Source organism: Methylobacterium tarhaniae (assembly GCF_001043955.1).
Taxonomy (GTDB): domain Bacteria; phylum Pseudomonadota; class Alphaproteobacteria; order Rhizobiales; family Beijerinckiaceae; genus Methylobacterium; species Methylobacterium tarhaniae.
In genome coordinates this window covers 55659-75030 of record NZ_LABZ01000069.1, presented here as the reverse complement: position 1 = coordinate 75030, position 19372 = coordinate 55659, and the positions used below count along the sequence as shown (strand labels likewise).

General features: G+C 68.7%; 15 protein-coding genes and 1 tRNA gene. 4 read left to right on the top strand and 12 right to left on the bottom strand.

The features are described 5' to 3' along the window. The first annotated feature begins 594 nt into the window (after positions 1 to 594). A complete protein-coding gene (locus VQ03_RS11095) occupies positions 595 to 999 on the top strand; it encodes a Ros/MucR family transcriptional regulator (RefSeq protein ID WP_048450924.1) in 405 nt (134 codons plus the stop codon). A 105-nt stretch (positions 1000 to 1104) separates the two neighbouring features. On the opposite strand, the gene lon is transcribed toward VQ03_RS11095, so the two are convergent. The 5 genes from lon to VQ03_RS11070 form a co-directional block, all read right to left on the bottom strand. Continuing rightward, positions 1105 to 3528: an endopeptidase La gene (gene lon, locus VQ03_RS11090; RefSeq protein ID WP_048450923.1), complete on the bottom strand. Its 2424-nt coding sequence runs from the start codon at positions 3526 to 3528 to the stop codon at positions 1105 to 1107. 269 nt (positions 3529 to 3797) lie between these two features. Further along, entirely contained in the window at positions 3798 to 5069 is a 1272-nt protein-coding gene (gene clpX, locus VQ03_RS11085; protein ID WP_048445376.1) for an ATP-dependent Clp protease ATP-binding subunit ClpX, read from the bottom strand. Positions 5070 to 5350: 281 nt separating this feature from the next. Then, positions 5351 to 5980 carry an ATP-dependent Clp protease proteolytic subunit gene (locus VQ03_RS11080; RefSeq protein ID WP_048445377.1) on the bottom strand — a complete coding sequence of 210 codons (630 nt, stop codon included), beginning with the start codon at positions 5978 to 5980 and terminating at the stop codon, positions 5351 to 5353. 112 nt (positions 5981 to 6092) lie between these two features. Next, positions 6093 to 7505, bottom strand: a complete 1413-nt coding sequence (gene tig, locus VQ03_RS11075) for a trigger factor (protein WP_048450936.1) — start codon at positions 7503 to 7505, stop codon at positions 6093 to 6095. Positions 7506 to 7648: 143 nt separating this feature from the next. Further along, a tRNA-Leu gene (locus VQ03_RS11070) sits at positions 7649 to 7733 on the bottom strand. 173 nt (positions 7734 to 7906) lie between these two features. Between VQ03_RS11070 and VQ03_RS11065 the strand changes: the two genes are divergently transcribed. After that, positions 7907 to 9346 (top strand): multicopper oxidase family protein, encoded by a 1440-nt coding sequence (locus VQ03_RS11065; RefSeq protein ID WP_048450922.1) that lies wholly within the window; start codon positions 7907 to 7909, stop codon positions 9344 to 9346. A gap of 238 nt (positions 9347 to 9584) precedes the next feature. Further along, positions 9585 to 10049, top strand: a complete 465-nt coding sequence (locus tag VQ03_RS11060) for a hypothetical protein (protein WP_048450921.1) — start codon at positions 9585 to 9587, stop codon at positions 10047 to 10049. Between the two features lie 75 nt (positions 10050 to 10124). Here VQ03_RS11060 and rpmG read toward each other — a convergent pair whose 3' ends face one another. The 5 genes from rpmG to rnr all read right to left on the bottom strand — a co-directional run bounded on the left by rpmG (position 10125) and on the right by rnr (position 15225). After that, a complete protein-coding gene (rpmG, locus tag VQ03_RS11055; RefSeq protein ID WP_048445380.1) occupies positions 10125 to 10292 on the bottom strand; it encodes a 50S ribosomal protein L33 in 168 nt (55 codons plus the stop codon). A gap of 146 nt (positions 10293 to 10438) precedes the next feature. Further along, the gene (locus tag VQ03_RS11050; protein WP_048450920.1) at positions 10439 to 11611 is read right to left on the bottom strand and encodes an MFS transporter; all 1173 of its coding nucleotides are present in this window, start codon (positions 11609 to 11611) and stop codon (positions 10439 to 10441) included. An 83-nt stretch (positions 11612 to 11694) separates the two neighbouring features. Beyond that, positions 11695 to 12435 carry an NUDIX hydrolase gene (locus tag VQ03_RS11045; RefSeq protein ID WP_048450919.1) on the bottom strand — a complete coding sequence of 247 codons (741 nt, stop codon included), beginning with the start codon at positions 12433 to 12435 and terminating at the stop codon, positions 11695 to 11697. Beyond that, a complete protein-coding gene (locus tag VQ03_RS11040) occupies positions 12389 to 12904 on the bottom strand; it encodes a DUF983 domain-containing protein (RefSeq protein WP_048450918.1) in 516 nt (171 codons plus the stop codon). The genes VQ03_RS11045 and VQ03_RS11040 overlap by 47 nt, the downstream gene beginning before the upstream one ends. Beyond that, entirely contained in the window at positions 12901 to 15225 is a 2325-nt protein-coding gene (gene rnr, locus VQ03_RS11035) for a ribonuclease R (protein WP_048450917.1), read from the bottom strand. Before rnr ends, VQ03_RS11040 begins: the two co-directional genes overlap by 4 nt. Before the next feature lie 509 nt (positions 15226 to 15734). Here rnr and VQ03_RS11030 point away from each other — a divergent pair. Further along, complete coding sequence (locus VQ03_RS11030; protein ID WP_208605498.1) at positions 15735 to 17273, top strand: FAD-binding oxidoreductase; 1539 nt, start codon at positions 15735 to 15737, stop codon at positions 17271 to 17273. An 89-nt stretch (positions 17274 to 17362) separates the two neighbouring features. On the opposite strand, the gene glnA is transcribed toward VQ03_RS11030, so the two are convergent. Both glnA and VQ03_RS11020 read right to left on the bottom strand, forming a co-directional pair. Beyond that, positions 17363 to 18775 carry a type I glutamate--ammonia ligase gene (gene glnA, locus VQ03_RS11025; RefSeq protein ID WP_048450916.1) on the bottom strand — a complete coding sequence of 471 codons (1413 nt, stop codon included), beginning with the start codon at positions 18773 to 18775 and terminating at the stop codon, positions 17363 to 17365. 104 nt (positions 18776 to 18879) lie between these two features. Beyond that, positions 18880 to 19218, bottom strand: a complete 339-nt coding sequence (locus VQ03_RS11020; protein ID WP_048427121.1) for a P-II family nitrogen regulator — start codon at positions 19216 to 19218, stop codon at positions 18880 to 18882. Between the last annotated feature and the right edge of the window lie 154 nt (positions 19219 to 19372).

Genomic DNA, 19372 nt, shown 5'->3' with positions numbered 1-19372 from the left:
TATTCGTAGGCAGCGTCAGATGTGTATAAGAGCAAGTAATCCTACTCACGATCCAGGCCGAAACCCGGATCCGCAGGGACGACGCCGTCCACGCTTCTCTTTCTCAGATGAACTTGTCAAAGAGCAGGCCGGCTCGCACCGGCGATCATCGGCAACAACAGGACCAGCACCTGACCAAGGTCAGGCTTGCCGGCCCAGACTGTCTCGAAGACGTTTCAGCGACCGGTCCGCGGGAGCGGCCGGCGCCGATGGGTGGTCGTATAGGCCCCGGATTTTGCCCCGTCAACTCCTTTGTGAAGCTCTCGCGATGGAGCCCCCTCCCCTCTCGGGGCTTTGAACACCCAGGCTCGTACGCACATGGCAGGCTGCACGCCTTCACACCCTCGGCAAGCGACTCCTGCTCAACCCAGGTTGCAATGCATGTATTACGCCAGCGCATAGGCAAGAGTTGCTGTCAGGTGAGGCAACCGGCGACTACCGATAGCGCACAACTTTGTTTCTCCGGTGTAATTCTGTCGCATTCCCAAAAAGAAATATTGACCCCGAGCCATCAAAGACGCATGGGGCAGCCACTCTGCCATCGGAGCCGATTGAATGCTGGACCAAGACCAAGAAACCAACCTGATGGAGCGCGCGGCCGACATCGTGTCGGCTTACGTCTCCAACAACTCTGTGCCGGTCGCCGATCTGCCGGCCCTGATCAACGCGGTACACCAATCGCTGAGCCGGCTCGGCGACGCCCAGGTGGACGAGGCGGAGAAGCCGGTACCGCTGATGCCGATCAAGAAGACGGTGACCCCGGATTACCTGATCAGCCTCGAGGACGGCCGTCAGTACAAGTCGCTCAAGCGCCACCTGTCGACCCGCGGGCTCACCCCCGAGGAGTACCGGCGCAAGTGGGGCCTGCCGCACGACTACCCGATGGTCGCCGCCAACTACGCCGCCCAGCGCTCCGAGCTCGCCAAGAATAGCGGTTTGGGCCGGCGACGCAGCGCCTGATCCAGTCGGGCGCCTCTCGGGCGAGGGGGCTCCGGTCCGAGCGAGAAAAGGCCCCCGGATCGTCGGGTCCGGGGGCCTTTTTATTGTCAGCAGAGGGTCAGGGCGTCAGTGCGCCACGAGCCCCGAAGCGTCGTCCTCCGACCGGGCCGGCGAGGCCTTCGGCAGCGGCTCATCCCAGTCGATCGCCTCCGGCTTGCGCACCAGCGCGCGCTCGAGGACCTGATCCATGCGCGAGACAGGCACGATCTCGAGCCCGTTCTTCACGCTGTCGGGAATCTCCACCAGATCCTTGGCGTTCTCCTCCGGGATCAGCACGATCTTGATGCCACCCCGCAGAGCCGCCAACAGCTTCTCCTTGAGGCCGCCGATCGGCAGCACCCGGCCGCGCAGCGTCACCTCACCGGTCATCGCGATGTCGCGACGCACCGGGATGCCGGTGATGACCGAGACGATCGCCGTCGCCATGGCGATACCGGCCGAGGGCCCATCCTTCGGGGTCGCCCCCTCCGGCACGTGGACGTGGATGTCCCGGCGCTCGAACAGCGGCGGCTCGACGCCGAAATCGACGGCCCGCGAGCGGACGTAGGACGCCGCCGCCGAGATCGACTCCTTCATCACGTCGCGCAGGTTGCCGGTGACCGTCATCTTGCCCTTACCGGGCATCATGACACCTTCGATCGTGAGCAGCTCGCCCCCGACCTCGGTCCAGGCCAGACCGGTGACGACACCGACCTGATCGTCGGTCTCGACCTCGCCGTAGCGGAACTTCGCCGGGCCGAGGAAGGTGTCGAGGTTGTCGGCCGAGACCGTCACGCTCTTCACCCCCGAGATCAGGATCTCCTTCACCGCCTTGCGGATCAGGTTCGAGATCTCGCGCTCCAGGTTCCGCACGCCCGCCTCGCGGGTGTAGCGGCGGATCAGGAGCATCAGGCCGTCATCGGTGATCGACCATTCCTTGGGTTCGAGGCCGTGCTTCTTCAGCGCACCCGGCATCAGGTGCTTGCGCGCGATCTCGACCTTCTCCTCCTCGGTGTAGCCGGCGATGCGGATCACCTCCATCCGGTCCAGGAGGGCCGGCGGGATGTTGAGGGTGTTGGCGGTCGTCACGAACATCACGTTCGACAGGTCGTAATCGACCTCGAGGTAATGGTCGTTGAAGGTCGCGTTCTGCTCCGGATCCAGCACCTCGAGGAGCGCCGCGGACGGGTCGCCGCGGAAGTCCATGCCCATCTTGTCGATCTCGTCGAGCAGGATGAGCGGGTTCGAGGTCTTGGCCTTGCGCATCGATTGCACGATCTTGCCGGGCATCGAGCCGATATAGGTCCGTCGGTGACCGCGGATCTCGGCCTCGTCACGCACGCCGCCGAGCGACATGCGCACGAACTCGCGGCCCGTGGCCTTGGCGATCGACTTGCCGAGCGAGGTCTTGCCGACGCCGGGCGGTCCGACGAGGCAGAGGATCGGGCCGGTGAGCTTGTTGGCGCGCTGCTGCACCGCCAGGTACTCGACGATCCGCTCCTTCACCTTGTCGAGGCCGAAATGGTCGGCATCGAGCATGGCCTGCGCGCCGGGCAGGTCCTTCTTGATCTTCGAGCGCTTGCCCCACGGGATGCCGAGCATCCAGTCGAGGTAGTTGCGCACGACCGTCGCCTCGGCCGACATCGGCGACATCTGGCGCAGCTTCTTCAGCTCGGCGAGCGCCTTGTCCCGTGCCTCCTTGGACAGCTTGGTCTTCTCGATCTTGTCCTCGAGCTCGGCCAGCTCGTCGCGGCCGTCCTCGTCGCCGAGTTCCTTCTGAATGGCCTTCATCTGCTCATTCAGGTAGTACTCGCGCTGCGTCTTCTCCATCTGCCGCTTGACGCGGGTGCGGATGCGCTTCTCGACCTGCAGGACCGAGATCTCGCTCTCCATCAGCGAGAGCACGCGCTCCAGCCGCTGGGCGACGGTCGGGATCTCGAGGATCGCCTGCTTGTCGGAGATCTTGACGGCGAGGTGCGAGGCGACCGTGTCGGCGAGCTTCGAGGGCTCGTCGATCTGGATCACCGCGGAGACCACCTCCGGCGAGATCTTCTTGTTGAGCTTGACGTAGTTCTCGAACTCCGAGATCACCGAGCGGGCGAGCGCCTCGGCCTCGATCTTGTCGCCGAGATCGTTCGGCAACACCTCGGCGTCGGCGGCGTAGTACTCGTCCGAGCGGACGAAATCCTGGATCTTGGCCCGGCCGCCGCCCTCCACCAGCACCTTCACGGTGCCGTCGGGAAGCTTGAGCAGCTGCAGGACGCTCGCCAGGGTGCCGATCGTGTAGATCGCGTCGGTGGCCGGGTCGTCGTCCGTGGCGTTGACCTGGGTGGCGAGCAGGATGTGCCGGTCGGTGCGCACGGCCTCCTCAAGGGCACGGATCGACTTCTCGCGGCCGACGAAGAGCGGCACGATCATGTGCGGGAAGACCACGATGTCGCGCAGCGGCAGGACCGCGTAGGTCCCGGTCGAGCCGGGGACGACGGGCTGGCGCGATTTCGGCTGGGTCATTGACTGACTTCCTTGTGTGGTGACGCCCAGGTCCCTCCCCTCGCAAGGGGAAAAGCAGGAGGAACAAGGGGGCCGACCGGGCCGCGGGGGTCGGAACGAGGAGAGCGGCCGGGTCGCGGCACCGCACCTCATTTCGTGAGCATGCGGCCGCCGCGTTGACTCTCAGGTGGCTCCTCCGGGTGCCGCTTTCAAGCACCATGCCACCTGGCCGCATCCGGGCCACCGTCAAGCAAGAGGCCGCCGTTTTCGCGGCGGCCTCGGGGTCTTCGTCAGGCGCTGGCGCTCGCCGGCGCGTCCTTGCCGCGGTCGCCGTGGATGTAGAGGGGCCGCGACTTGCCGTCGACGACCTCCGGCCCGATCACCACCTGCTCGACCGAATCGAGGCCAGGCAGGTCGTACATCGTCTCGAGCAGGATGCTCTCCAGGATCGAGCGCAGGCCGCGGGCGCCGGTCTTGCGCTCGATGGCCTTGCGGGCGACGAGGCTCAGCGCCTCCTCCTGGAACGTCAGGTCGACGTTCTCCATCTCGAACAGGCGCTGGTACTGCTTCACCAGCGCGTTCTTCGGCTCCTGGAGGATGCGCTTCAGCGCGGTCTCGTCGAGATCCTCGAGGGTCGCCAGGACCGGCAGGCGGCCGACGAATTCGGGGATGAGGCCGAACTTCAGCAGGTCCTCCGGCTCGACGTTGCGGAAGATCTCGCCGGTGCGGCGATCGTCCGGTGCCTGGACGGTGGCGCCGAAGCCGATCGAGGTCCCCTTGCCGCGAGCCGAGATGATCCGCTCCAGCCCCGCGAAGGCGCCGCCGCAGATGAACAGGATGTTGGTCGTGTCGACCTGCAGGAACTCCTGCTGGGGGTGCTTGCGCCCGCCCTGCGGCGGGACGCTGGCGACCGTGCCCTCCATGATCTTCAGGAGAGCCTGCTGCACGCCCTCGCCCGACACGTCGCGGGTGATCGACGGGTTGTCGGACTTGCGGGAGATCTTGTCGATCTCGTCGATGTAGACGATGCCGCGCTGCGCCCGCTCGACGTTGTAGTCCGAGGCCTGGAGCAGCTTGAGGATGATGTTCTCGACGTCCTCGCCGACGTAACCGGCCTCGGTCAGCGTCGTCGCGTCGGCCATCGTGAACGGCACGTCGAGGATGCGGGCCAGGGTCTGGGCCAACAGGGTCTTGCCCGACCCGGTCGGGCCGATCAGCAGGATGTTGGACTTCGCCAGCTCGACGTCGTTGTGCTTGGTCGCGTGCGCCAGGCGCTTGTAGTGGTTGTGCACGGCCACCGACAGGACCTTCTTGGCAAAGTCCTGCCCGATGACGTAGTCATCCAGGACCCGCCGAATCTCCTTCGGGGTCGGTACGCCGTCCCGCGACTTCACCAGCGAGGACTTCGATTCCTCGCGAATGATGTCCATGCACAGCTCGACGCACTCATCGCAGATGAAGACGGTCGGGCCCGCGATCAGCTTGCGAACCTCGTGCTGGCTCTTGCCGCAGAACGAGCAGTACAGCGTGCTCTTCGAGTCGTTGCCGCCAGCCTTGCTCATATGGGTCTCCAAGTCCCCGACCGGCCCCGCCCCCGGGGGCGCGACCGCATCGCTTTTAGATAGTGGCGCCCGGCTAAAGAAACAGTCACCGCCCCCCGCGCGCCGAGCGCCCAGCGCAGAATCGCGATGCAAACACGCGGCCACCGCCGGATCAATCCCACGGATGCGACAGGCTCCCGCCAAATGGCCGCATCGGGGATCCGCCTTCCGGGGCGACGGCCTCCCGCCGGAGGAGGTCCCGCGCGGGCGGGTCCCTCCGGCGGAAGACGCGGCCGCAGACTTTAGGCCTGGGCCGGGGCCTCGGCCCGCTTCTGGAGCACCTCGTCGATCAGGCCCCACTCCTTGGCCGCGTCGGCGGTCATGAAGTTGTCGCGCTCCAGGCCCTGCTCAATGGCGTCGTAGTCGCGGCCGGTATGCTTCACGTAGATCTCGTTGAGGCGCCGCTTCAGGGCCTCGATCTCGCGGGCATGGATGAGGATGTCGGTGGCCTGGCCCTGGAAGCCGCCGGAGGGCTGGTGGACCATGATCCGGGCATTCGGCAGAGCGAAGCGATGGCCGGCCTCGCCGGCGGCCAGCAGCAGCGAGCCCATCGAGGCGGCCTGGCCGACGCAGAGCGTGGCAACCGGGCAACGGATGAACTGCATCGTGTCGTAGATCGACAGGCCGGAGGTGACCACGCCGCCCGGGGAGTTGATGTAGAAGGAAATTTCCTTCTTCGGGTTCTCCGCCTCGAGGAACAGCAGCTGCGCCACGATCAGCGACGCGGAATAGTCCTCGACCGGGCCGGTCAGGAAGATGATGCGCTCGCGCAGCAGGCGCGAGTAGATGTCGAAGGCGCGCTCGCCGCGGCTCGACTGCTCGACCACCATGGGGACGAGCGCGCTGTTGTAGTACTCGACCGGATCTCTCATCTCACTGGCCCTCTGAACGGAACCCGGCCGCATCGAGGCGGCCGGGGTAGCGGCGAAAACGAACGACCTCGCAGGCCCCGTCCGCCGCCCGTTCGAGGGGGTCGTACGGGGATCAGGCCGGGTTGGACTCACCCGCGGGAGCGGCCTCGGCCGATTCGCCCTTGGCCTTGGCGTCCTCGGCGTCGTCCTCGTCGGCGAACAGCGTCTCCTTCGAGACGGGCTCCTCGACCAGTTTGACCTGCCCGAGAACGTGGTCAACCACCTTCTCCTCGAACAGCGGGGCGCGCAGCTCGGCCAGCGCCTGCGGGGTCTTGCGGTAGAAATCCCAGACCTGCTGCTCCTGGCCCGGGAACTGACGGACGCGGGCGATCAGGGCCTGATTCACCTCGTCGTCCGAGACCTTGATATCGGCGCTCTCGCCGGCCTGCGCAAGCACCAGCCCGAGGCGCACGCGGCGCTCGGCGATCCGACGGTACTCCTCGCGGGCCTTCTCCTCCGTGGTGTCCTCGTCCTCGAAGGTCTTGCCACGATTCTTCAGGTCCTGCTCGACCTGGGCCCACACGGCGGCGAATTCCTGGTGGACCAGGCTCGGGGGCAGCTCGAAGGAGTAGCGGCTGTCGAGGGCGTCGAGGAGGCCCTTCTTCAGCTTCTGGCGCGAGGCCGCCTCGTACTCGCGGCCCATGGTGGAGCGCACGGCGTCCTTGAGGGCGTCGAGCGAGTCCATGCCGAAGTTCTTGGCGAGCTCGTCGTCGATCTTGAGCTCACCCGGGAGCTTGATGGCCTTCACGGTGACGTCGAACTCGGCTTCCTTGCCGGCGAGGTGCTCGGCGCCGTAATTCTCCGGGAAGGTGACCTTGACCAGGCGCTCGTCGCCGACGCGGGCGCCGAGCAGCTGGTCCTCGAAGCCCGGGATGAAGGTGTTCGAGCCGAGGTCGAGGTTGATGTCCTCCCCGGTGCCGCCCTCGAACGGGGTGCCGTCGATCCGGCCGGTGAAGTTGATGGTGAGCCGGTCGCCCGATTCGGCGGACTGACCCTCGGGACGGTCCTCGAACGGGCGGTTGGCGGCGGCCATCCGCTCGATCGTCTCGTTGATCTCCTCGTCGGAGGGGGTGACGACGAGCTTGGTCAGGCTCACGTCCGAGAGGTCGACGAGGTCGAAGCTCGGCATCACCTCGAGGGCGATCTTGAACGAGAGATCGGCCTTGGCGTCGAGCGCCTTGTCGATCTCGTCCTTGTCCTCGGGCATCTGGATCTGCGGCTCGAGGGCGAGCTTGAGCTTGTTGTCCTCGACGATCTTCTGGTTGGCCTCGTTGACGGCGTTCTGGACGACGTCGGCCATCACGGAACGGCCGTAGACCTTGCGCAGGTGGGCCACCGGCACCTTGCCCGGGCGGAAGCCCTTGAGCTGTACCTTGCCCTTGATTCCGTCGAGCTCGGTCGCGAGCCGGCTCTCCAGCTCGGCCGCGGGCAGAACCACCTGGAATTCGCGCTTGAGCCCCTCGGACTTGGTCTCGGTCACCTGCATCGTCGTCATTCCGCCTTGCACCTTCGAATCCGGCCTGGCTGCGGGCCCGGACGACGCTGTGATCGACGCCGTGCGACGGGACCGTCAGGACAAGGGGCCGGCACTGCTGCTTGAACCCAATCCGTCGTGTCGCCTGGCGGATGTGGTGCGGGCGGAGGGGCTCGAACCCCCACGACTCTCGTCACTGGAACCTAAATCCAGCGCGTCTACCAATTCCGCCACGCCCGCGACGCTCGCGCCCGAGGCCTGACGCACCCGGGCGCGGCTCTATAGCATGGTGGATCGGTCACGCAGCAAGAATTTTGGTCCCTGCCTCGCCCCGGGCCCCCGCCCCGGCTACAAGGCGGGTCGCCGCGAGGGACCGCCCGCCCTGCGGGAAGAACTCCGTTCAGCGAGGTGCCATGCCGTCATCCCTGCCGCCCTCGCGCCGCGCGCTGCTCGCCGGCGCCGCCCTCTCCCTCGCGCCGGCCCTTGCCCGGGGGCAGGGCGGCCCGTCCGGGGCGTCCGCCCCGACAGCGTCCGGTGCGGCGGAGTCGCGGTCCCTGATCGCGGCGCCCGCGAAGGCGCGAATCAAGCCGGAGCCCGCGCCCGAGACCCCGGTCTGGGCCTTCGACGGCAAGGCCGACGGGCCGGCCTCGCCGCCGGTCCTGCGGATCAGGCTCGGCGAGGCGGTTCGCCTGCGCCTGGAGAACAAGACCGAGCGGCCCTTGTCGCTGCACTGGCACGGGGTGCGCAACCGCAACGCCATGGACGGGGTCGGCGGGGTGACCCAGAGCCCGGTCGCGCCGGGGGCGAGCTTCCTCTACGAGTTCACTCCACCGGATGCCGGCACCTTCCTGATCCGCCCCCTCGTGGTCGGCGGATCGAGCGAACCGGCCGGGCGCGGCCTCGCCGGCCTGCTGGTGGTCGAGGAGGCGAAGGCCCCGGTCGTCGACCGCGACGTGCCGTTGCTCCTGCAGGATTGGCGCCTTGAGGCCGACGGGAATCCGGCGGCCTTCGGGCAGACGGCCTTCGCGGCGAGCTCGGGCCGGCTCGGCAACGCGCTCACGGTCAACGGGAGGCCGGCGCCGGAGACGATCGAGGCCGCTCCCGGCACCCGGCTGCGCCTGCGCCTCGCCAATGCCTGCAACGCGCGGGCGACCCGGATCCGCTTCGACGGCCTCAAGGCCTGGGTGGCGGCGGTGGACGGGCAGCCGACCGACACCTTCGAGCCCCTGCGCGCCACCCTCCCCTTCCCGCCCGGCACCCGCTACGACATCCTCCTCGACGTGCCCGGCGCCTCCGAGCCCGCAGGCAGCGTCGTGGCGCTGATCGGGCAGGGCATGCCGCTCGCCCGCCTCGTCCCGAAGGGCGAGGCGGTGGCAGCCCGCCCGCCGGTCGCGCCGATCGGCGAGAACAAGCTGCTGCCGCCGGAGATCAAGCTCCAGAACGCGTTCCGGCGCGACATCGCCGTCGCGGGCGGCGCGGTGTTCGACAAGGCCAAGCCGGAGGCGCCCCCGAGCTTCACCGGCGATCCGACCCGGATCTGGACCCTGAACGGCGCCGCCGGCCGGGCGGAGAACCCGCCCCTGTTCTCGGTCAAGCGCAACACCGCCGTGGTGCTGGCGCTCACCAACACCACCGCCTTCCCGCAATCGCTGCACCTGCACGGCCATGCCTTCCGGCTGCTGCACCCCCTCGACGACGGCTGGGAGCCCTACTGGCTCGACACGTTCCAGCTGCTGGAGGGCCGGACCGCCCGCATCGCGTTCCTCGCCGACAATCCCGGCCGCTGGCTCGTCAGCGCCACGGCGCTGGAGCGGTTCGACACCGGCCTCTGGGGCTGGTTCGAGGTGACTTGAACGTTATCTCGTGCGTCCGGCGGTCGCAGGCCGACCGCCGGGCGAGGTTCGGCGAAGCTTAGCCCGCCGCGCTCAAGCCCTTGATGCGAGCGGCTTTACCGGCAATTGCTTGAAGCTCGATAATCCGGCGATCAAGAGAATGTGTTAACGAGGGCGAATGCATCGGCGAGATGCTTGGAGCATGCTGCCTCACCAGCAGCGCGCACCGATCTGCAGCGCATCGATGAGGATGCCCAGCATGGAACATCAGCCGCTTCGCCACATCCGTGACATCGCCGACGTCGAGACGGTTCCGGCCCTGCTCGAAGGCCGCCGCGCCCGCCTGGAGCGCTTCGCCGAAATCCTCGAACGCGATCCGGGCCGCAGCTTCATCACCCTGGAGGAGATCGAGTTCGTGCCCCGCAAGATGCGGGCGGCGATCCGGGCCGACAACTCGCCGCTGGCCTTCGCCTATGCCGATCCGGTCCTGCGGGCGAGCGGGCTCTCCGGCGACACCTTCGGCGATGCCCGCAGCTTCTTCGAGCTGAGCACCGGCGAGGCCCACAACCTGCTCTGCTCGTGCGTGAACGGGCGCACCGTCAAGGCCGGGCCGACGGCCAAGCGCCTGCGCCGCCTCGCCGCCCGCCGGCCGGGCCTGTGGCTCGCCTATGGCTGCGCCGCCGGCCTCTGCGCCCTGCCGGGCGCGATGTACCTCTTCGGCTGAAGGGATTGCCCTCCAACGGAAAAAGGCCGCCCTTCCGGGCGGCCTTTTTCATGCTGCACGGAAGCAGCCCGAAGATTACTTGATCTTGGTTTCCTTGAACTCGACGTGCTTGCGCGCGATCGGGTCGTACTTCTTGAACGACAGCTTGTCGGTCTTGGTCCGCGAGTTCTTCTTGGTGACGTAGAAATAGCCGGTATCGGCGGTCGAAAGCAGCTTGATCTTGACGGTGACGGCCTTGGCCATGGCGCGACCTCTTGTGGCTGGTGGGTGTTGCGCCCGGAGGACCGAAACGCAAAACGGCCGGGCAGGCCCGGCCAGAACGCGGCGCCTTCCTGCCCCATCGCCCCCCGGGCGTCAAGCCCGGGCGACCGACGGTCGCGCCATCGACGTCAGGGCGCGGCACGGATCATCCGCCCGCCCACCACCGCGAGGTAGGCGACGAACAGCAGCGCCAGCGACCAGGCGAAGCCGTGCGGCGAGGCGAGGTCCATGCCGCCGCCGACCAGCGGCGGCCCCAGCACCAGGCCGATATTGTAGAGAACCAGGAAGGCCGCGTTGGCACCGGCGAGCGCCGCGCCGTCGAAACGGGCGCCCAGATGCGCGAGGCCGACGGTGTAGAGCGTCCCGGCGATGCCACCCCAGACGAACAGGATCACCGCGAGCAGCCGCGGGTCATCGGCCCCGAGCGGCAGGGCGGCGGCACCGGCCGCGCCGAGGGAGGCGGCGGCCAGCAGCAGCCGGCGCTTGTCGACCTTGTCGGCGAGGAGGCCGACCGGGATCTGGAACAGCACGTTGCCGAGCGCCGCGAGGCTGACCAGGCCCGCCGCCTGCTCCGCGTTCAGGCCGAGGCGCAGGCCATAGATCGGCAGGATGGCGAAGCCCCCGGTCTCGACCGCGCCGTAGATGAGGGCCGCCAGCGTGGCCGAGGGCGCGACCCGCAGGTAGCCGAGGAAGCCCCGCCCGCCCTTGTGCGGGATCTCCGGCGACAGCCCGCGGGCCATCACCAGGGGCAGCGCGCCGGCGCAGAACAGGGCGGCCCCCGCGAGGTACGGCGCCCAGCCGGTGGTGCCGAGGACGCGCAGCAGGCCCGGGCCGATGGCGAAACCCAGCGCCAGCACCGTGGCGTAGACCCCCATCACGAGGCCCCGCCGGGCCGGCGGCGCCGCCTGGTTGATCCAGAACTCCGAGAGGACGAACAGCACCCCGAGGGCGGCCGAGAACACGAAGCGGAGCGGGAACCACCAGGCGAAGTCGTAGACCGCCCGGAAGCCGACCAGCGCCAGGGCCGCGACCGCGATGGCGCCGAGCAGCAGCGGCATCACGCCGAGCTGCGCCGCCACCCGCGGCACGAAGGGCAGGACGACGATGCTCGCCACCCCGGCGACCGCCGTGTTGATGCCGATCCAGGTATTGGACAGGCCCATCCGCTCCATCTCGAGGGAGAGGAGCGGGATCGACAGGCTGAGCCCGATGCCGACCACCGCCACGCAGGCGATGGCGGCCGCGATGGCCGCGATGCGGGCAGGCCCGAACTCGGGATCGGTCGTGGTGAGGCTGGTCATGATAGGGGCTGGCCGTCAGGGCCGGCCCGTATGGATCAGGCGGCCGGCAAAGGCCAGCCCGGGCGCCGGGAGGGCAGGCCGCCTTACAGCTCTTCCCTGGTGTGCTCGCCGTCCACGTCGCGGAAGAACGGCACCGGCAGCATCGGGCTGAACCCCGCGGCGAGCCGGGCCTCCAGCTCGTCGAGCACGATGGCGGTGATGCGCGGCAGCTCCAGCCGGCGCGCCTCGGCAAGGTTGACCCAGGCGAGCTCGGTCAGCTCCGAATCCGGGCCGACGATGCCGGGGGTCTCGGCCACCACCGCCTCGCGGTCGACGGCGAAGAAGCGGGTGTCGAAGCGCTTGGGCCGGGAGGGGGGCGTGATCGCCCGGGCGACGAACTGCATCAGCTCGAGGTCCGGCATCACCCCGGCCTCGCGAAAGGCGGACCAGGCGCCGGGCGGCGCCGTCTCGGGCGGGCCGTAATCGAGGGAGCCGACCATCAGCCCGGTCTCCTCGTAGGTCTCGCGGATCGCCGCGAGCGCCAGCACCCGGCCGAGATGGAAGAGCGGGGGGTGGACCCGTTCGGCCAGGGCGGCCTCGGCCCGGTCGTTGAGGGTGCCGGCGACCGGCATGCTCCGGTCGCCGAGCTCGATCCGCCCGCCCGGAAACACGAACAGGCCGGGCATGAACTTGTGGCCGGCGTGGCGCCGGCCCATCAGCACCTTCGGCTGGTCGCCCGAGCGGTCGAGGATGATCAGCGTCGCGGCGTTGCGGATCCGCAGGGGCCGCGCCTTCCGCTCAGGGGCGGCCGGAGCCGATGTGTCGTCCGTCGGTCCTGCCGCCATCCCGCGTCTCCGTCTCCTGCTGGGCCGGACCGTCCTCCGGCCGGGCCCCGGCGCGGCGTATCGCGGAAAAGCCGTGCATGCCAAGGGCATATTGCAGGCCGACCACTGCCCCCTTGGTGGGCTGGAGCAGGAGCAGCGAACCGATCAGGGCGAGACCGGGCCAGAACGTCATCTGGAACCACAGCGGCACGTCGAGGCGCATCTCGGTCTCGAGGACGCCAAGGCCGACGACGTGGCCGACGACGAAGATCACGATGTAGGGCGGCAGGTCGTCGGCGCGGTGGTGATGCAGTTCGACGCCGCAGGCCTCGCACGCTTCCCGCACCTTGAGGAAGCGGTGGAACAGCCGGCCCTCGCCGCAATGCGGGCAGCGGTTGCGAAAGCCGCGCCACATCGCCATCGGCCAGGACGGGCCCAGGGCCACGGGTGCCGCGGGCTCGGCGGCGGGGCCGGCGTGGATCTCGATCATGCGCGTCTCCCGCGGCGCTTGGTGAGGCTGTCGCGGCTCGCCGGGGCGGGCCGGCCCTTGCGCGGGCCGCCGCGGGCCGGGGCGGGTGCGCCGGCGCGGCTGCTGCCGGCGATCTCGAAGCGCAGGGCACCCGCCACCGGCGCGGCCTCCATCAGCTGCACCTCGACCTTGTCGCCGAGGCGGAAGGTCTGGCGGGTGCGCTCGCCGACGAGGGCGTGCCGGCCCTCCTCGTGGCGGAAGTAGTCGGCGCCGAGCGTCGAGATCGGCACGAAGCCGTCGGCGCCGGTCTCGTCGAGCTTGATGAACAGCCCCGAGCGGGTCACGCCAGAGACCTGGCCCCAGAAGGTGGCGCCGACCCGGTCGGCGAGGTGATGGGCGATCAGGCGGTCGATCGTCTCCCGCTCCGCCGCCATGGCGCGGCGCTCGGCGGCGGAGATCTGCTGGCCGATCTCGGCGAGGTCGCCGGTCTCCATACCCGCCGGCAACCCGTCGGAGCCCAGGCGGAGCGCCCGGATCAGGGCGCGGTGCACGATCAGGTCGGCGTAGCGCCGGATCGGCGAGGTGAAGTGGGCGTAGCGGCGCAGCGACAGGCCGAAATGGCCGGCATTCTCGGCGGCGTAGACCGCCTGGGCCTGCGAGCGCAACACCACCTCGTTGAGGAAGAGCTGGTGCTCGCCGCCCTCGACCATGCCGAGGATGCGGTTGAACAGGGCCGGGCGGAGATTCGCCTCCTTCGGCAGCTTCAGGCCGATCGAGGCCAGCACCTCGCCGAGCGCCCGCATCTTCTCCAGCGAGGGCTCGTCGTGGACGCGGTAGATCAGCGGCTGGCGCGCCGCCTCCAGAGCCTCGGCCGCGGCGACGTTGGCCTGGATCATGAACTCCTCGATCAGCCGGTGCGCCTCCAGGCGCTCCGGCACGATCACCCGGTCGACCCCGCCCTCAGCGTTCAGGATCACCTTGCGCTCGGGCAGGTCGAGGGCGAGCGGCCCCCGCGCGTCGCGGGCCGCGGCCAGCGCCCGGTAGGCGGCCCAGAGCGGGCGGAGCACCGGCTCCAGGATCGGGCCCGTGACCTCGTCGGGCCTGCCGTCGATCGCGGCTTGCGCCTGCGCATAGGCGAGCTTGGCGGCCGAGCGCATCATGACGCGGTGGAAGCTGTGACGGAGCTTGCGCCCCTCCGCCGTCACGGTCATGCGCACGGCGAGCGCCGGCCGGTCCTGGCCGGGGCGCAAGGAGCAGAGGTCGTTCGAGATCCGCTCGGGCAGCATCGGCACCACCCGGTCGGGGAAGTAGACCGAGTTGCCGCGCAGCAAGGCCTCGAGGTCGAGAGCGGAGCCGGGCCGGACATAGGCTGCGACATCCGCGATCGCCACCGTGACCACGAACCCGCCCGGATTGGCCGGATCGGGATCGGGGATCGCCATCACGGCGTCGTCGTGGTCCTTGGCGTCCGGCGGGTCGATGGTGACGAGGGGCAATTCGCGCCAGTCTTCTCGATCGCCTGCCTCGCGCCCCTCCAGCCCGACCTCGCGGGCGGCCTCGGCCTCCGCCAGCACTTCCCGCGGGAAGACGTGCGGGATGCCGTGGGCGTGGATCGCGATCAGGCTCACCGCCTTCTCCGAACCGAGGCTGCCGAGGCGCTCCTTGACGCGTCCCTGCGTCAGCCCGAACCGGTCCTCGCGGCCGAGCGTCACGGTGACGAGGTCGCCGTCGAGGGCGTCCCCCTCCCCTCCGGGCGGAACGGCGATCTCGCGCCCTTGCGCCTTCTTGTCGACGGGCACGATGCGCCCGCCGCCCGTCGGCAGGGCCCGGAACACGCCGAGCGTCTCGGCCTTGTTGCGGCCGATCACCTTGATGACCCGGCCGAGATAGCGCCCGGGCGTGTCGCTATCGGGCTCGATCTTCAGGAGCGCCCGGTCGCCGGTGCCGGGGGCCGGCGCGTTGGTGCGGCGCCCGGCGCGCGGCATCAGCACGGTGATGAGGGGCGCGGGCCCGGCCTCCGGATCCCATTGCGCGGGCCGCGCGACCAGCTCGCCGTCGCGGTCGCGGCGGGTGTCGATGTCGGCGACGACGACCGGCGGCAGCCGGCCGGCCTTGCGCAGGCCGGCCCGGTCCTTCTCGATCACGCCCTCGTCCTGGAGGTCCTTCAGCAGGCGCTTCAGCTCGATCTTGTCGGAGCCCTTGATGCCGAAGGCCTGGGCGATCTCGCGCTTGCCGACCTTCTGGGGCGATTCCTCGATGAAGGCGAGCACGGCCTCGCGGGTGGGAAGGGCGGCATGCGCCGCTTTCGGGTGACTTCCCTTGGGATGAATTCTTTTGGCCAACAGGTCGATCCAGGCGGCGGGACGCGACGGCTCCCCGGCGGGCAAGCCGCAGCCGCTGAGCGGAAATATGGGATGAGTGCGGCCGCAGGGCAACGCCGGGTTGGGGGAACGGGGGCTGCCGGTCGTAGCCGGTGACGGGCGATCAGCGGGATCGTCGTCTTTGGACGGGCCGGAACGCCACCGCCATCGCCGCGGCAAACGCTCCGTACCTTCAGGAGAACTCCTCCGGTCGAGACCCTGGATCCACCGTCGCCGACCTCGGAGAAGGCGGTGGATGACGCTCAGGCCTGCCCGGCAATGTCAGTGGACAGGACGTCTGTCATCTCCATGACCGGTCTGCGTGACGATGGAAGAGGATTTCGCCATGACGCACGGGGCGATTCGACATTCGCCCGTTCGGTCAAGTCTGTTTCATGAGAAATATTTTTCCATTTTCTCTGTGTTGACCCAGAGGAACGAGGGTCGGCTGATGACCGAAGGCCAGAATCGGCCGGGGCGGACCCAACGCCATGACCAAGATTTCGACGATCGAGACTATTCAGACATCCAGAGCCGTGAGCCGGCGCCGGTTGTTCCAATCGGGCGCCGTGCTGGCGGGGGCTGCCCTCGGCAGCCGGTTGCCCGGCGCGGAGGCCCTGGAGGGACCGCCGCCGCGGGGGCTCGACGCCTTGGCCAAGGACCTACACGGCCGGCTGATCCGCCCGGACGAGCCCGGCTTCCTCGTCGCAGCCTGGCCGAATAACGGCCGCTGGGCCGACGTCTATCCGCTGGCGATCGCGATGTGCGTCGACGACCACGACGTCCGCGCCTGCATCGACTGGGCGCGCCAGGAGCGCCGGCCCTTCGCGGTCCGCTGCGGCGGGCACAACTATGCCGGCTTCTCGACCACGCCGGGCCTGCTGATCGACGTCAAGCCGATGAGCGGCATCGCGTTCGACGCGAAGAACGGCCTCGTGACGATCGGGGCCGGCGCCAACAACCAGGACATGGCCGACGCCTTCCGGGCCTCCGGCCTGGCGGTGGCGTCGGGCCGCTGCCCGACCGTGGGCATCAGCGGCCTCACCCTGGGCGGCGGCTGGGGCTTCTCGGCGACGCGCTACGGCCTGACCTGCGACGCCCTGCGGGCGACGGATGCGGTGACGGCGGATGGCCGACTGCGCCACGCCACCGCCCGGGCGGGCGAGGACGACCATCTGTTCTGGGCCGCCCGGGGCGGCGGCGGCGGCAACTTCGCGGTGCATACCGCCTTCACCTTCGCGGTGCACGAGGCGCACGACGTCACGGTGTTCAACATCGTCTGGCCGGCCAAGCAGCAGGTCGAGCTGATGCTGGACCTGCAGGAGATCCAGCTCAAGCATCCGGAACTGATCTCGACCCGCAGCAAGATGGCCCCCGAGCAGGCCGGCAAGGTCACCCGCGGCGCGCTGCACGTGCAGACCCTCGGCCAGTTCTTCGGCCCGCCGGCGCAGCTGCGGGAGCTGCTGGCCAAGCCCCTCGGCCGGGTCGCACCGACGATCTGCGAGATCAACGGGATGAATTACTGGGCCGCCCGCGACTACCTCGTCACCGACGATCCGACCGGGCTCTACGACATCCGGTCGAGCTACGTCGCGGGCCAGCTCAGCGGGAGAGGCCTGGAGCGGATGATCGGCTGGATGGAGCAGTGGCCCGGCGGGTCGCTGCGGCAGGACAACATGGGCATCCTGTTCGCGGCCGGCGGCAAGGTGAAGGCGGTCGGCCCGACCGACACCGCCTACGTCCACCGCAGGTCCGACTTCATCGTCGAGATGGAGGCATCCTGGAGCCCGCTCGACACGCCGCAGGTCGTCGAGCGGCAGCAGCGCTGGCTGACGGACTACTTCGCCGACATGCAGGAATTCGTGCAGAAGGAATCCTACGTCAACTTCCCCAGCCGCGACCTGCCGAACTGGCTGGCCGCGTATTACGGCGAGAACGTCGCCCGGCTCCAGAAGATCAAGCTCGGATACGATCCGGACGACATCTTCAAGTTCCCGCAAAGCATCCCGCTGCCCGGAGCGCCGCAATAGGAACCGGCCGCCCTCCTCGGGAGCAGACACGCGAAAGGGGCCGGATCGCTCCAGCCCCCTCCGTATCGTCGGTCCCGAAGCCCGAAGGCTCAGAGCGAGTAGTAGTTCACGAACTCGATCGGGTGCGGGGTCATCTCGTACCGGATCACCTCGGTCATCTTCAGCTCGATGAACGAGTCGATGAAGTCGTCGTTGAACACGCCGCCGGCCTTGAGGAACTCGCGGTCGGCGTCGAGGCTGTTGAGCGCCTCACGGAGCGAGCCGCACACGGTCGGGATCTCCTTGAGCTCCGCCGGGGGCAGGTCGTAGAGGTCCTTGTCCATGGCCGGACCGGGATCGATCTTGTTCACGATGCCGTCGAGGCCGGCCATCAGCAGGGCCGCGAAGGCGAGGTAGGGGTTCGCCATCGGGTCGGGGAAGCGCACCTCGACGCGCTTGGCCTTCGGCGAGGTCGTCCACGGGATGCGGCAGGAGGCCGAGCGGTTGCGGGCCGAGTAGGCCAGCAGCACCGGCGCCTCGTAGCCCGGAACCAGGCGCTTGTAGGAGTTGGTCGACGGGTTGGTGAAGGCGTTGAGCGCCTTAGCGTGCTTGATGACGCCGCCGATGTACCACAGACATTCCTGGGACAGGTCGGCGTACTTGTTGCCGGCGAAGACCGGCTTGCCTTCCTTCCAGATCGACTGGTGGACGTGCATGCCCGAGCCGTTGTCGCCGTAGACCGGCTTCGGCATGAAGGTGGCGGTCTTGCCGTAGCTCTGGGCGACGTTGTGGATGCAGTACTTGTAGATCTGCATCTGGTCGGCCATCAGGGTCAGCGTGTCGAACTTCATGCCCAGCTCGTGCTGGGCCGAGGCGACCTCGTGATGGTGCTTCTCGACCTTGACGCCCATCGACTGCATCGCGGCCAGCATCTCGCCGCGCATGTCCTGGGCCGAATCCTGCGGCGGGACCGGGAAGTAGCCGCCCTTGATCTGGACGCGATGGCCGAGGTTGCCGCCCTCGTACTCGGTCTGGCCGTTGATCGGCAGCTCGACCGAATCCAGCTTGAAGCCGGTATGGTACGGGTCGGCGGAGAAGCGCACGTCGTCGAAGACGAAGAACTCGGCCTCGGGGCCGACGAAGATGGTGTCGCCGATGCCGCTGGCCTTCACGAAGGCCTCGGCCTTCTTGGCGATGCCGCGCGGGTCGCGGCTATAGGGCTCGCCGGTCGACGGCTCGAGCACGTCGCAGACGATCGACATGGTCGAGGCGGAGAAGAACGGATCCATGCAGGCGGTCGCCGGATCCGGCATCAGCAGCATGTCGGATTCGTTGATCGCCTTCCAGCCGGCGATCGACGAGCCGTCGAACATCGTGCCCTCGGCGAAGATGTCCTCGTCGACCAGCGACACGTCGAAGGTGACGTGCTGCCACTTGCCCCGCGGATCGGTGAAGCGGAAATCGACGTACTTGACGTCGTTTTCCTTGATTTCCTTGAGGACGTCCGTCGCGGTCTTAGACATTCTCGTTTGACCCCTTCCTAGAGCGGCGGCAGGGCCGCCACAAAGCCGCGGTCCTGGATGTCAGGCCGCGGTTTTCGTCGTCGCAGATGAGGGCGGGATGCGCGTCAGATCGCGTCCGAGCCGGTCTCGCCCGTGCGGATGCGGATCGCTTCCTCGATCGAGGAGACGAAGATCTTGCCGTCGCCGATGCGGCCGGTCTGGGCGGACTTGCGGATCGCCTCGACGGCCCCGTCCACCAGCGTGTCGGGCAGCACGATCTCGAGCTTCACCTTGGGCAGGAAATCGACCACGTACTCGGCGCCCCGATAGAGCTCGGTATGGCCCTTCTGGCGGCCGAAGCCCTTGGCCTCGATCACCGTGATGCCCTGGAGGCCGACCTCCTGCAGGGCCTCCTTCACCTCGTCGAGCTTGAAGGGCTTGATGATCGCTTCGATCTTCTTCATGCCGGGCGGGCCTGGTCTGCAACGGTTCCGGCGGCATTCCTAGCATCGCGCCGCGCCGAGTGCCACGGGGGATTTCCCTGGACCGAACCGGGAATGCCCGATCGGCAGGCAATCTCTGCGCGTTTGTTGCGCAATCCGCCGTTCTCGAAGCCGG